This is a genomic window from Streptococcus sanguinis, from assembly GCF_019929225.1.
GTDB classification, from domain to species: Bacteria; Bacillota; Bacilli; order Lactobacillales; family Streptococcaceae; genus Streptococcus; species Streptococcus sanguinis_J.
On record NZ_JAHZPA010000011.1, the window covers coordinates 1 to 13,916 of the forward strand.

General features: G+C 39.6%; 10 protein-coding genes and 3 pseudogenes. All 13 read right to left on the bottom strand.

The features are described 5' to 3' along the window. Positions 1-1,786, bottom strand: a pseudogene (tet, locus tag K1I80_RS11710) (TetM/TetW/TetO/TetS family tetracycline resistance ribosomal protection protein); the annotation flags it as partial. A 15-nt stretch (positions 1,787-1,801) separates the two neighbouring features. Next, positions 1,802-1,849, bottom strand: a pseudogene (locus tag K1I80_RS12135) (hypothetical protein); the annotation flags it as partial. A gap of 313 nt (positions 1,850-2,162) precedes the next feature. Beyond that, positions 2,163-3,095, bottom strand: coding sequence for a conjugal transfer protein (locus K1I80_RS11725; RefSeq protein ID WP_001224318.1), 933 nt, complete (start codon positions 3,093-3,095; stop codon positions 2,163-2,165). Next, positions 3,092-4,093, bottom strand: coding sequence for a bifunctional lytic transglycosylase/C40 family peptidase (locus tag K1I80_RS11730; RefSeq protein WP_000769868.1), 1,002 nt, complete (start codon positions 4,091-4,093; stop codon positions 3,092-3,094). The genes K1I80_RS11725 and K1I80_RS11730 overlap by 4 nt, the downstream gene beginning before the upstream one ends. After that, positions 4,090-6,268 (bottom strand): annotated as a pseudogene (locus K1I80_RS11735) (CD3337/EF1877 family mobilome membrane protein). The gene K1I80_RS11730 and the pseudogene K1I80_RS11735 overlap by 4 nt, the downstream one beginning before the upstream one ends. Positions 6,269-6,270: 2 nt before the next feature. Continuing rightward, positions 6,271-8,718 (bottom strand): conjugal transfer ATPase TcpF, encoded by a 2,448-nt coding sequence (gene tcpF, locus K1I80_RS11740; RefSeq protein ID WP_000331160.1) that lies wholly within the window; start codon positions 8,716-8,718, stop codon positions 6,271-6,273. Then, positions 8,702-9,094: a conjugal transfer protein gene (locus K1I80_RS11745; protein WP_000723888.1), complete on the bottom strand. Its 393-nt coding sequence runs from the start codon at positions 9,092-9,094 to the stop codon at positions 8,702-8,704. The genes tcpF and K1I80_RS11745 overlap by 17 nt, the downstream gene beginning before the upstream one ends. Before the next feature lie 88 nt (positions 9,095-9,182). Then, positions 9,183-9,680: an antirestriction protein ArdA gene (locus K1I80_RS11750; RefSeq protein WP_000342539.1), complete on the bottom strand. Its 498-nt coding sequence runs from the start codon at positions 9,678-9,680 to the stop codon at positions 9,183-9,185. 116 nt (positions 9,681-9,796) lie between these two features. After that, positions 9,797-10,018, bottom strand: a complete 222-nt coding sequence (locus K1I80_RS11755) for a hypothetical protein (RefSeq protein WP_001009056.1) — start codon at positions 10,016-10,018, stop codon at positions 9,797-9,799. Positions 10,019-10,060: 42 nt separating this feature from the next. Then, complete coding sequence (gene mobT, locus K1I80_RS11760; RefSeq protein WP_000398284.1) at positions 10,061-11,266, bottom strand: MobT family relaxase; 1,206 nt, start codon at positions 11,264-11,266, stop codon at positions 10,061-10,063. 177 nt (positions 11,267-11,443) lie between these two features. Next, complete coding sequence (locus K1I80_RS11770; RefSeq protein WP_000813488.1) at positions 11,444-12,829, bottom strand: FtsK/SpoIIIE domain-containing protein; 1,386 nt, start codon at positions 12,827-12,829, stop codon at positions 11,444-11,446. A gap of 28 nt (positions 12,830-12,857) precedes the next feature. Then, complete coding sequence (locus K1I80_RS11775; RefSeq protein ID WP_000985015.1) at positions 12,858-13,244, bottom strand: YdcP family protein; 387 nt, start codon at positions 13,242-13,244, stop codon at positions 12,858-12,860. 15 nt (positions 13,245-13,259) lie between these two features. Further along, positions 13,260-13,574: a YdcP family protein gene (locus tag K1I80_RS11780; RefSeq protein WP_000420682.1), complete on the bottom strand. Its 315-nt coding sequence runs from the start codon at positions 13,572-13,574 to the stop codon at positions 13,260-13,262. Positions 13,575-13,916: the final 342 nt, after the last annotated feature.

Sequence of the window (13,916 nt, forward strand, 5' to 3'; positions counted from 1 at the left end):
AGAAAGTAGAAAGTTAAATCACTACGATATTCTTGAATACACCGAGCAGGGATTTCTCCACTAAGAATGACCTCATTATTTTTCAATTGAGTGTCTACGATGTTCGCACAATATTTAGGAGCATCGTTGTATGCTCGTGAAAGATATTCCTGTGGCGCATAAATTTTAAAACTAAGATATGGCTCTAACAATTCTGTTCCAGCTTTTTTTAAGACTTGTTCCAATACAATAGGAGCAAGCATCCGAAAATCTGCTGGGGTACTAACAGGGCTATAGTATAAGCCATACTTAAAACAGATTTTACAGTCCGTCACATTCCAACCATACAATCCTTGTTCACAGCCATAGCGTATCCCCTCCATAACTGCATTTTGAAACGATTGATTTAAGTATCCAAGAGAAACCGAGCTCTCATACTGTACTCCGCTCCCTAATGGAAGCTGTGCTACAGATAGACCAATGGAAGCCCAGAAAGGATTCGGTGGAACTTCGATGTGAATGGTATACTCTGCTTTTTTTAACGGTCTTTCCATATAAATGACTGTAGGCTCTTTTATTTCTATCTCCACATGATACTTTTCTTGCAGCAGAGCACAAGTCACTTCCATTTGTACTTTCCCTAAGAAAGAAAGTATGATTTCATGTGTCGCAGAATCCACATAATATCGCAGAAGCGGGTCACTGTCGGAGATTTCTAAAAGTGCATCAAGTAACATTTCCCTTTGTTGAGGTTTGCTCGGTTCAACAGTCGTTTGCAGCAGAGGGAGGGGATTTTCAATTCTCTCTCTCTGTGGCAATAGCTTTGTATCTCCAAGAACACTATTTAACTTCAAAAACTCATTCTGCAAAATAACAATTTCCCCGGAATAAGCCTTATCGATTTTACATAATTCACCATTTATTGAAGTATACATTTCTGTAATTTTTATTTTTTCCTTTTCCGATATTCTAACCGAATCTCGCAAATGCAGTACGCCACTATAAAGACGTATATATGCAAGACGCTGTCTTTTTTCCGAATACTCAATTTTGAAAACTTTTCCGCAAAGTTCAGACTGACCTCGATGTGTTGATGAATAAAATTTATTCGTAATCACTTCTATAAGGTTATCAATCCCTATATTGTTTTTTGCACTTCCGTGATAAACAGGGAACAATTATGAAATCTTATGCTTTCCTCTTGTTCGAGTTCTAATGCTTCCAATAATTTCCCAGACGTATATTTCTCCAAAAGGTAATCATTTCCTTCTATTACCATATCCCATTGTTCAGATTCGGTAAAGTTCATTACACGCATATTAGGATGCAGTTCTACCTTCTGTTTGATTACAATTTCCGCAGAAAGTTTCTCTTTAATATCCTGATAAACCGTTGATAAATCAATTCCATTTTGGTCAATCTTATTGATAAAAAAGATTGTGGGAATACCTATTTTCCTAAGTGCATGAAACAATATACGAGTTTGTGCTTGTACGCCATCTTTTGCAGAAATCAGTAGAATTGCCCCATCTAATACTGATAATGAACGATATACTTCTGCTAAAAAATCCATATGTCCTGGCGTGTCTATGATGTTTATCTTAGTATTTTTCCACTGAAAAGAGGTTATCGCCGTCTGAATTGTAATTCCTCTCTGACGTTCTAAAAGCGTATTATCCGTTTTCGTTGTACCTCTGTCCACGCTTCCTAATTCTGTAATCGCTCCACTGTTATATAATAAGCTTTCTGTTAAGGTAGTTTTTCCCGCATCAACATGAGCTAAAACTCCAATATTAATAATTTTCATGTGATTTTCCTCCATTCAAAAGCCCAAAAGGGCATAAAAATCCCAGTGATAAATACTCTTATCACTGGGATTTTTATGCATAACCATAGGCATACAAAGCATACAGATATTCTCCGGATACTTTAGAATCACATGATAAAGGTATTCTTAAACTGGGTACAAAAAACTAAGCCCTCCTAAAAAAGGACATCCAATTATTTGTTCCCACTATCAAATTGACAGTTTATTTAAGAATACCTTGCCGCATATTTATTAACTCCTTTTAAATAGATACTTAAATAATAGCACGTAAGAGCATATTTGTAAAGGAATCTCCAATTTTTTATCAAAGAGAGTACGTGATTACAAAATAGCTGTAATAATGTACCAATATTTGTTATTCTATAATCTTCCAATTACTCCCGTTCTTTTCAAGTACCAAATCAAATTGAGATACCTGCGTTGCTTTGGTCTGCTGGTCGATATACTCCACTGTCAGCGATACCGTGACTTGATTATCCTTACGATTGTGAATAGGATTTACCAGTTCTTGAAAGATGTACTCTTTTCCGATTGGTTTTAATATCCCGTCATTCACATAGTAGGAAAGTTCACTGGCTGTCGCTGTAGGATAGAGCTTGAAGAACGTCGTTAAAAACTCATTGATTTCATTGGTTGTAATGGAATCAACCGTCCCCTCACTTTCAATGGCTTTTGGTTTATAACTTGATTTCTTAGGTATGTTGGTAATGGTCGGATTCTTAACCAGTACCATATTTCCAGAACCATCTACATAGACACTCACTATATAAGCAGAGTGGACGGTCTTTGTATTTTCTCCCTCTGTAATGAGCTGGTCTACACTGTAGGTTACATTAAACTCATTGTCGCCAGTTGGCTCTACCGTCCATATCTGAAATCCTCTTACAGAAGACGATACAGGAATATCTTTGCGTACTGTATCAACATTGAGAGCTTGAAGTTCATCTGTCAGATAGCCTTTTAGACTTTCCATTCGATTATCAATGGACTTATCGGATTGCTCCCATGAATAGTAGACTTTCGCAAAGTTCTCTACAAAATTTTCTACATGATGAGTATCAACGTATTCCTTTTCTATGATAGTTGTTTCGTGAATAGTATGAGTATCTATAGCTGTAAAGTGCTTGAATATCGCAAAGCTGAAACTAAGCCCTAAAAGTACCCACAAGGCAATCACAACCTTTTTATGAGGATTGACCTTATAGACACGAGGTTTCTTTTCCTTTGGTATCTGTTTTTCTTTATTCTGATTTTTTCTAAATTTCATCATTAAATCTTCCTTTCTCATTGTTTGATTCGTCCTGCTCCCACTAAATGCTGTTGCCAGTAGGGGCTTGTTAAGTCGGCATAACCGATTGGGTCGCCTGCATGAAACATACGGTTATTGCCAAGGTATATCCCAACATGAGTAATATAAGAGCCAGCGTTATAGGTAGAATGAAAGAAAACCAAATCGCCAGCTTGTGCTTCCGATAGTGGGATATGCTGGGTCACATCATATTGCTGTTGTGCGGTTCGTGGTAAGTTAATTCCAGCTTTTCCATACGTCCATTGTGTCAGTCCGCTACAATCAAAAGAAGTAGTCGGGGAAGCTCCACCGTAAACGTATCGCCAGCCCTCATATTTCAGTGCTTCGTCCATGATGGCTTGTACCGTATCATCATCAAACTCTGTTGTGACAAGATACTGCGTTACCAGTTGCACATAAAACATATTGCCATAGTTGTATCGCCAGCCCCCATTGATAGGTATGGCTATGGGATTGGGGTAAGACACTTTTTCGCCACCTGAATACTCTTTTGAGAAACTTTGAGCCAGTTCAAAGGTATATTTATTTCCACGATTAGCCACATACCCTAAGAAACCACCACCATAATTGTAGGACTGGATAACCGATTCTAAATCTACACTGAGCCTTTCGCTACTGGCTAATAATTCACTGAAATACTTCACACCTTGCTTAATGGATTCTTCTGTACTCAATGAATTAGGTGGAAGACCGAGGGATTCCGAGGACTGCATAACATCTTCCGCAGTACCGCCCGATTCCACCTGTATAATCGCAAGAAGTATGTTGACATATTCTTCAACGCCATATTCTTTGGCATATTTTTCTACCATAGGCTTATGAGCCAGCACTTCTGCGGAAACATTCACACCTCCATAATGAATATTGGAAATTCCGCTGTCCTGTTCATCTGAAAATAAAATGGCAACAAACAGAAGCAGTGAGAAGACCATCAAGAATAATCCAGAACCACCAATCACTAAAGTTTTCAACTTCATGGTTTCTTACCGACTTTCTTAATGGTGGCGGTTTTGATTGGTGGTCTACTTCTTGTATTTTGTAGTGGTACTCTTTGAACAGTAGACGGACGTTCTTTTGTGATTGGACGTTGTGAAGTTCTATCTGCTGTAGTGGTTGAAGTTGCTGGCTTTTGAACGGTTTTTTCTTGAACGGTATTGCCTTGGCGTTCCACTTTTGGACTTGAAAAATCGGACTTAACTGCTGGACGCTCTTGTTTGGCTTGTTGAGATTCCTTATATGAAGTCTGAATATTAGACTGTTTTGAGGTCTGTTCATCATGATATTGTTCTTGTCTTGTAGTCGGTCTTTCATGAACAGAAGAAGCAGGCTGTTTTTTTCTGTTTGACCTGTTCCATTTCAGAGCGACGCTTCGCAATGGTTTTTCGCCTTTGTTCCTGCTGTTCCTTGCGTCCACTGGCTCTGTCCGCTTTGGTTTGAGAAATACTACTGGTTAAATCACGGACATTCTCTTTTACTTTGGATTTTCCTTGATATACTGCATATCTTGCATTGGTCGGCAAATCTTTAACCTGTTCTTTCAAACCACTAGCAGTGTCTACCATTCTGTCTTTGGTATCAGCTACTGTACCGATGGTTTGACCGATACGTTTTCCAAGTGTTGATTTTTCCTTTCCGTCTGGTCGGGAGTGATCTGCTTGTGTCCTTGCAGAACTCCCCGAACCCGACTGTCCTTTTTTACCTGTAACAATGGCAGACCCAGCCCCTAGAGTAGTCATGGAACGTCCAAGTTTCCGCTGTAGACGGTGCATGTGAGCGTGCATAAGCATACGAGGTTTTCTCATCACACGACTTCCCACACTTTGAGAATCGTTACTCTGTAGAGAAAACATACTCATTAAATCGCCCAGCTTGAAGTAGATTCCTGCAAAGGTCACAATCTGTAGAAAAGCAATCAAAAAGAACGGATAACCAGCCGATAAGGTATAGAGCATGGTTGAAATACTAAATGCTGTCGTAATAATCAATGTGATTCCAGCTCGTGTCAAAATGGTATTAAAGAGCTTTGTTATGGCTCGTTTTGACATACCATCAAATGATGGAATCATGCTTAAAATAAAGCTCACAGGCAGAAACATAGCATAGATGATAAAAAGTACCTGCGAGAAAATCATGATTCCTGTTAATAGGAATACAAATATGGAAATCCCAATATTGAAGACAAATAGGAAGAAGACTGTACCTAAACGGTTAATGGTCTTTGTAATGGTTAGATTGGTATTGCTTCTGTCTTCAATTTCTTCCGCAACAATTTTTTCTCTGTCTTCGCCATTGTTGGAATCTGGGCTGGTGGAGAGCAGGCTTTCCACACGGTCAATACCGATACTTTCAATGTCTGAACTGTTGTATTGAAGCAGTAGCCACGGTTGCTGAACCTGTATGGAAAACAGGCTATCTCTGATTAAGTCCACGCTGTCCTTGCCTTGACTATCGGAATGGGGCATGACAATCTTCGTGCCAAGTGATAAACTGGCATTACTGATGTCTGATGAAAAGTCATTGATTTTTTTAATGTAGTCGGGAGCGTAGGCAATAAAGGAAGCCGATAGGATAAACACCAGCACAAAATTCATAATGGCATGAATTGCCTTTGTGGTTTCTCTCTTTATCAGTCCCGTATAGGCAACATAAACCCCAAGAACCAAAATCAAGAGTAAGAGGAATCCAACATAGAAACCCTCTGTTGAAAATCCGTTTGCACTCACACCAGCTAAGGTCTGCATATTCTTACCAATGGAATCTGCTGTAGCGGAAATGAAGTCTAAGGAATAGGCTTCCTGTACTAAGTAACCTGTCGCATTGGAAACATACAAACTGATTGTCCAAATAAAATTGGTAATGGCATATAGTCCATACATGACCTGTTTTCCAATCCCGTCCGACCAGTTCCACGGAAGCCAGCCCCAGCTATTATCCACATAAAAATCCAGTTGATAGTTTTCAAGTGGGTATCGGCTGTATTCATTTGCCACATTGACCGTATCATCTACCAAGCCCGCAGCTTGAACCACCGTTCCCAGCATGGCTAAAAGAAAAATGGCAATCACAAGTGTGAAAGCCACTGTCATTGCCACTTTACCTAGACGTTTCAGCGTCCAGTTTGATTTTATTCTGTTTACTATTGATGGTTTCACATTTACACCTCTTTTCGCACAGGTGGTCTGGTATCAAAGGCATGGAGCAGTTCTTCAAATACAGGGTGGAACTGTATCACACCGACACGACCATATAAATCACTGATAAGGCATTGCCCGTTTTCCAAATCACGCAATCGCTTCTGATTGTTTTCGTCCTCTGGGTCTACACCAAAAAAGGCTAAGGTCTTTTTAATCTCGTTAAGGTCAGTGGAACGAAATGCAAATTTTAAGCCGAGGTTATTTTTCAGTTTTTCATCTAAGAGGTCGTCTGTATTTTGGGTCACGAAATATACCCCAGCGTTCATAGCACGACCAGCCCGAACCAGCTTCATAGATAGTGTTTTTCCTTGTGCTACCTGTAAAAAGCTCCATGCTTCGTCTAAATCTACAATCTTGAAAATGCTTCGGTCTGTATGGATAAAGTCTAAAGCAAAGGTACTAATGACAATCAGCATAGCAACGGATAAAAGCTCCATAGTGGTATATTCCTCAAAGGAAGTTTCCTTGTCGGGAAGTACCAAGTCCGCAACCTGTATAATGTTCAGTTGTTTTTCTAAGCTGATAGACTGCTCCACATAACCATTACTGAATAATAAATGTGCAAAGTCATAGTCTGTAAAACTTTCGATATGGTCGGCTATACTGGTACTTAGTGGCGTATTCTCAACCCGTAATTCCTCAATCACTTTCATCAACCCTCGTACTTCACTATTGGTTACTGCACGAATGGCTTTTCTAAGGATTGGGAAGCGTTCCCCATCACGAGAGGAAATCCCCGTAAGGAATGTCAGAATATCAATAGCCAGTGATTCAGAATCTTTGGGATTTTTCATAATCACATAAGGGTCAAGTAAGCCTTTGTTTTTCTCATCAGAAGTCAGAGTGACGATATTGATTTCATGGGAAATCTCTGGCAAGGTTTCTTTCCATCTGCCACGTTCTGCTTTTGGGTCTACAATCACTGCTTGTGCCCCATAAAGCACCGCATAATAGACGATAAGGTTATTCGCAAAGGATTTACCACCACCCAGCGAACCAACAAAAGCCGACGCTAACGCATTGGTTACTGAACCCTTAACCCCTTGACTGGCAAGAGCAGGTTTCAGATAGACATTGCGTCCAGTATCTAAGCTGTAGCCAACATAAATCCCCTCATTTTCCCCCAGCATTTGAGTAGCACCAAAACCTAAACCAGCGAGGAAATCAGAGGTCACGTATTGAATATAATCATTCATATAACGCTTGCTGGCAGGTAAAAATTCTTCATGTAAGCCGAGCATATCCCCAAATGGTCGTACCAGTTTTACGCTTAAATCGTCATAAAAATCTTTCACTTCATTACAACGACGTTTGAGTTCGTCAAGATCATTTGCTGATACCCTTACCACATAAGACAGCTTGTACATAGATTCCTTGCTTTGGTCTAAATTGGTTTCCAGCTCATTCACACTTTCCAGAGCTTCCGCCACATTGGAGCTGGTTTCATTATCACTTTGCCAAGCGTGGTTATCCAAGTCTTTCAGTTCTTTCTTTTTATTGCGGACAGTAGATAGGGCTTTACGATTCGCTACAATTTCCACATTCATTGACGTATCAATCGGGAATGTAAATTGCTGTTGCTGGTAGTAGAAGATTTCAGAGGACGGGAAGTCCAGTTCTCCGACAATGCTGTTAATGGTAAAGTAAGCTACATAGACGGTTTCATCTTCCTGCTGGATTTTCAAATATCGCTGTTTTTCTTCCACCAAACAGCGAGTAGGCTTAATCAAGTCATAGTATTTAATCAGCGTTTCATTATCCAGCTTTTTCTTTGATAGATGGTACTCATACTCTTCATAGGCAGTGCCTGTCTGTCCGTAAAGGTGTTCAATCAGATAGCCGAAGTCGTCCTTATCTAACCTGCGGATTTTGAAACGACGAGAGATTTTATTTTCTAAGAGCTTTTCCATCTTCTGAAAACGCAGGATTTCATCATTACTCATACTAACAAAATCGCCCATCAGCTTATGGTTCACATCATAGACAAAATCAGACAAAGCATTTTTTGCTTCAACGGTAAGACTTTTCATAGAAAACTCCTGATCGTTGAGAAGCAACTTAAAGCCGATAAAGAAACGGTAGTTCACTTGATTTTCGCCAATCATGGATATTAAAGCGTCTGTCTGTTGGTCGATTTTGTCATAGGCAACCGCTTTGAGCTTGCCAGTGACTTCATTTTTGGAACGCTCTTGTGCAGAACGTATGCTGGATTCTGTACTGATTTGTAAAGCATGAATTTTGCCATCACGATTTTGTGCGATAAGCTGTCTGAAAGAATCATGCACTTGTATTTTCTGTTCTGGACTTAGAAATGAGTAATTGTAAGGAACAAGCTCATAGTAAGCATAACATTCCCCGTCTTTATTCCAGACGAGATTGTTTTCAATGTATTTAATTGGATATGCCATAAAATTCACTCCTAACTGCTGTAATGGCTTCTTGTGGCTGGTTTCTGCCAAGCGTTACTTTTTTTCCTGCATAGGTCAGCTTTGGTCGCAGTGCATAAGCAATGACAGACTTCAAAAATCCATAAGGCTTTTTACCATCAAAAGTTTTTGTAGACATAAACCATGTGAAAGCCACAGGAATCCCAAAGTATTTGAGAAATGCTCCCTCTATCATGGAAAGAGGGGGCAAGTTGCCAAGTATCATCACTGCAAAGAGTGACACGACAAACCATGTCATTTGCGTAAAGGTTATGGGAAACGGAAGTCTAAAATCATTGATAGAATACAGTACCTTTTCCACAGACCAGATACTGGTATAGCTTCGTATTTTCTTCATGTAATCAATCCTTTCATAAAAAATAGGGGTAGCTGATTGAGCCACCCCGTAAAATAGAAAATCTGCCAGTAGTAATGTACCGACAGATTTAATAGACGATTTCAAAAATCCCATGATTGGTTGAGATAAACGTTCCTGAAAGGTCTAAATCCCGACCATAGGCTTGATAATCAATATAGTTTTGAAGACTAGCTGGTACTTCGCCTAAAGCACCCGTTTCTTCAATGTAGTAGCGTGCCACGTCATACATATCATCACAATCGGAATGAATGATAATATCCTCTTGATGTTCGCTTAGTTCTTCAATGCTTGAAAAATGAGTGAGCAGAGCAGATAGCTCCGATTGTAATTCTTCGGGTAATTCCGATACCATTTCCCATAGTCGATTGAGTTCGCCAATGGAAGTGTATTCGTCAACCGTAAAGGGTAACTCGTAGTCATGAATGGCGTATTCCTCATATTCATCATTCAAGCCGATTTTCTCTTTGACTTCCTCAAAGTCAATGGGAAAGGTAAACCACGCACCGACCAATTCGCCCTCATTGTATTTGCCTAAATTCGCAATATAGACTTGCATATCGTCCATATATTCACGTCCTTTCTTTGTAGAGATTCAAAAATCCCTACCGCACTTCGTTTGGTGTACCATTCCTTTGCGGAACATAAGAAAACCACTTATATTCCACAAAAGAACGGTTTTATTTAAGCACCAATAATGCGATTGAATAGCTCTAGTAAAATGTCTTTTACTCCAGCAGCGTTGAAGACTAAGCCAACCGCAATAATCGCAATAATTAAAAAGCCAATCAGTTTGCTAAACTCACGCTTGAAGCCAAGATACAAGCCAATCACAACGATTGCTAAAAGCACCAGTGATTGAGCGTTTGATAGAAACCAGTTATAAAGGTTTTGTCCAAAATTCATAAAAATGTTCTCCTCTCTATATTCAATGAATTTGTATTTGAGTTATTTTTTTGTTGTTATCACGTCCTGTTCTTTTACTGACTGTTGCTTCAAAATCTGCTTGTGTCGGTCTGTCAGTTTCGCATGGTCGAGAATGTCTTTTACAACCTGCGTCTGGTTGATTTCATCAAGTTTAATCGCAACCTTTAAGGTCGGGGCAACTTGATGAGATAGCCAGTTCAGCGTCCTTTGGAAGGAGTAAGGCTCTGGTTTTGTGGTTAGTTTTAATCGTTCACGATTGTTCCCAATAAACCAAGCCCATTCTTCATTCAGTTTCCAATCAGAACGAGGTTTGGAATCGTCTTTATCTACAAAACGGATATACCGATTGATAATTTTAAAGGCGGTATGCTCTGGATTGTCATAGACGAGTAAATCACGGACTGCATAATAGGCACGCTCATTTTTCAATCGAATCTCAAAACGGTTTTTTACTTCTGCGTCTTCAATGGGAATATCATTTTTCTTGTACTGCTCGTAGTCCTTTTCATAGATACAGAAATAAACTTCACTTTGTAATGAACCGATATAGAGGGTGTTTCCCATACATTCCTTTTCCTCTTTGCGTACCAGTTCGCCACTGCGATAGCTTTTAAAACTGCGGAAGACGGAGATACATTCTTCCTGTTGGCACTTTTCAGTGAGTACAGGGATATTTAAAATCCCTGTCTTATCGTTAATGGCAAGGTCAAGGCGTTTCATCACACCGCCAGCCACCAAAACGTCCATAAAGAACTCATACCAGCTTCTTTGTTGTGCCAGAAGATAGCTTTCAAATTGTCTGCACCCACGACCTTTCAATTCCACCAGAACTCCTTTGTCCAGTTCATGGGAGCAAAGGACGAATATGTCGCCTAAAGCATAATGCTCTGAATAAGAATAGAAACCATAGTCCTCATGAAGAAAATAGGACAGTTTCAGTTGTAAGATGTTTTCGACCACCTGCTGTACGTCTGTTGTCGGAAAGCGAATTCTTACATAATCAAACAGCATTTCAAGGGGAGCGTCGGGATTGAAGCGTTCCAGAGCTTCCCAAAGGGACTGCTGTAAATCCTCTGATGGCTTGACTTTTCCTGTTTCAATATCGCTTAGATACTGCCTTGTAATACCAGTCGCAACAGCTAAACGGTTTTGAGATAGTCCATAAGCCAAGCGTTTTTCTTTTAAATGCTGTAACCAAGTTTGTTCATTCAGTAAAAATCCCTCCAATCAAAAAGGCGTATGTCAACTTTTAAAGCCCATTTGACATACGCTGAAATTTTGTAAATCCCTTGTAACCAAAGGATTTTCTAATGTTTTTTTGACTGTTTCCTGTCGATTTGTACCCCCCTGTTAGATACGGGGGGTTAAGTGCTGGCGTGGCTATTGCCACACCAGCCAGCAAGATCAGTCCACACCTGCGACTTCCGCTTCGCACGTCGCCTGCGTGGACTGTCTGCTGTTGGATAACTTTTTAATTTCCTCCAAGAAATCATATCCTTTTGGTACAAGGGGAGTATAAAACTCTGATATGACACTTGTTCCTACATCAACATAGCCACGACCTTTGATTCGCTTTAAGAAGAAATCCTTTTGTACGTCACTGCCAAACATCATGCCATAGCCCATTTCAGACATACGACCTAAAGCCACTCTGAAATTAAACTGATCACGGATTCCGTCGCCTAAATATTTTGCGTCTGGACGTTGACAAGCCAGTATTAGAAAGAAGCCAGCTTGACGACCTAACATGACAATCTGTTTCAGCTTATTCATAACTGCGGTGTTTTCTTTTGTTCCCAGCATTTCCATGAAAGCGACGTATTCATCAAAGATTAAGAAGTGTGCCGGGAGACCTAAGTAAGCATAATTTTTGCCAGTCTTATAGTTCTTCATCTGCTTCATTTCCTCACTACGTTTCATCATTTCTTCATAGAATGTTTCAATGCAAGAAAGCAAGTCTTCTTTTCTATAGTAGACATTTGCCATCACAGAACCTAAGTCCGCAAGATCAGCATTTTTCGGGTCAAGAATATACAGTTTTGAATCTGTATGAAGCAAGGCTTCAATCAGTGTCAGTATAAAGTAAGTTTTACCGCCACCTGTACCACCAGCAATCAACATATGAGGGAGCTTATCATATTCCCACCATACGTTTTTCATTAAGCGAAGTTTACCATCTTTAGCTTCTACTTCATCAATAGAAATACGACTGGCTATGGTGTCATAGAGCAAAGTATATTCCACATAGGAATCCTTTAACTCTTTATCCGTCAGCTCACAGTACAAGCCACTCTCTAATTTCTTTTCCAAGTGTAAGAGTTGGTCTTGATATTTTCCCAGCGTGATTTCCACCCGTATCTGTATCAAGCCATTTTTAAGTCGATAATACATTTTAGGGAAGTAGGTTATCTTTTCCTTTGTACGACCAGCACTATCTTTAAAGAAACCCTCTGTTTTGACCTGTTCAGATTCATACCACTTGTTTTCAAGTATCATCTTTGCCAGTTTTTGACGGTGGTAAAGTTGTTTAACCGTATCATAGCGAACCCGTTTGAATACAAACGCTACCAGCAAGCAGATAAGAATTGCGACACTGAAACTGATAATTAAATAGGGAATGTCAATCTTATCTGCTTGTGATAGGTTAAAATCCTGCCAGTTGATCTGCTGGATTGTCTTCACATGAAACAGTCCGACAACCAGCAGGAAAACAGGCAGGAGTGACGCTATCGTAAAATGAAAGACTAAATCTTTACCAGATGGGCGAATCCTTTTACCACGCTGTTTCATGCGAAAAAGTCTCCTTTCTACCTAGCGACTATTTGTCTTGTGTCGGTTCTTTCTTTGCTTGTGGTTGAGCTTTGAATGAACTAGAATCCTTTGTCAGCACAATATCGTCTGCCTTGATATACCAGTCAACATCTGCTCCTTGATAGGTGGCAGTAGCAACGGTGTCCGCAATGGGATTGATAAGTTCCACCCGTGCGTTATAATCAAACTCTTTCAAAGGCACGCTGGCAGGAATACTTACTTGAATCATGCGTCCTTGTCCTTTGGATTTTAAGTCATAGGTACGTTCCTTGATTTCATCTGAAACCGACCCGTCTTCATTTTGGATTCTCACTTCACGACGTAGAGCAGAGAATTTCAATTCTCCAAAAGTCGTGTCTTTATCTAATACAATGCCATTTGCTAATCTCATCATTTTTCCTCTCTTTCTTTATTCTTTTATCATGTCGTCAGCATGTAAAAGGTAATTTGTAAAACCACGAGTGCCGATTTTGTAGCCCTCTGCGGTAATACGTGGATTGACTAACTTCACACGTTCCTCAAAGCCGAAATGTTTTTCGCCAGCTTCAGCAGGAAGCACCACCACAATATCATCTGCTCTTTGAACATCAGAATAGAGATTATAGCTTCTTGATAAGACAGTTAGCCGTCCGTTGATTCTTCGCTGAACGACTTTATCCTCGCCAGCAAATTCTAAATTGCCGAATGTTTTTTCCATGTTGGGAATCACAAATTTAAGTTCCATATTTTTACCTATCCTTTCTTTTTTATTGGCTGAATGAATGTTTGATGGTCTTAAAGAGTGGGGAACGACCTTTTGATTCTTGATTTTTTGTTTTCATAAGTTCACTTCCTTTCAAAATCGGGTAAAAAAATAGACACCTCATTTTTTGAAGTGTCTACCTATTAAATATTCAAATTTTATTGGAAGTATCTTTATATCTTCACTTTTCAAGGATAAATCGTCGTATCAAAGCTCATTCATAAGTAGTAAATTAGTAGTAAATTGAGTGGTTTTGACCTTGATAAAGTGTGATAAGTCCAGTTTTTATGCGGATAACTAGATTTTTATGCTATTTTTATAATA

Bases quoted from the DNA above. Each gene is read 5' to 3' on its own strand.
- K1I80_RS11775 (WP_000985015.1), bottom strand. From the start codon at position 13,244: ATGATGAGATTAGCAAATGGCATTGTATTAGATAAAGACACGACTTTT.
- tcpF (WP_000331160.1), bottom strand. From the start codon at position 8,718: ATGGCATATCCAATTAAATACATTGAAAACAATCTCGTCTGGAATAAA.
- K1I80_RS11770 (WP_000813488.1), bottom strand. From the start codon at position 12,829: ATGAAACAGCGTGGTAAAAGGATTCGCCCATCTGGTAAAGATTTAGTC.
- K1I80_RS11725 (WP_001224318.1), bottom strand. From the start codon at position 3,095: ATGAGAAAGGAAGATTTAATGATGAAATTTAGAAAAAATCAGAATAAA.
- K1I80_RS11755 (WP_001009056.1), bottom strand. From the start codon at position 10,018: ATGAATTTTGGACAAAACCTTTATAACTGGTTTCTATCAAACGCTCAA.
- K1I80_RS11780 (WP_000420682.1), bottom strand. From the start codon at position 13,574: ATGGAACTTAAATTTGTGATTCCCAACATGGAAAAAACATTCGGCAAT.
- K1I80_RS11750 (WP_000342539.1), bottom strand. From the start codon at position 9,680: ATGGACGATATGCAAGTCTATATTGCGAATTTAGGCAAATACAATGAG.
- K1I80_RS11745 (WP_000723888.1), bottom strand. From the start codon at position 9,094: ATGAAGAAAATACGAAGCTATACCAGTATCTGGTCTGTGGAAAAGGTA.
- K1I80_RS11730 (WP_000769868.1), bottom strand. From the start codon at position 4,093: ATGAAGTTGAAAACTTTAGTGATTGGTGGTTCTGGATTATTCTTGATG.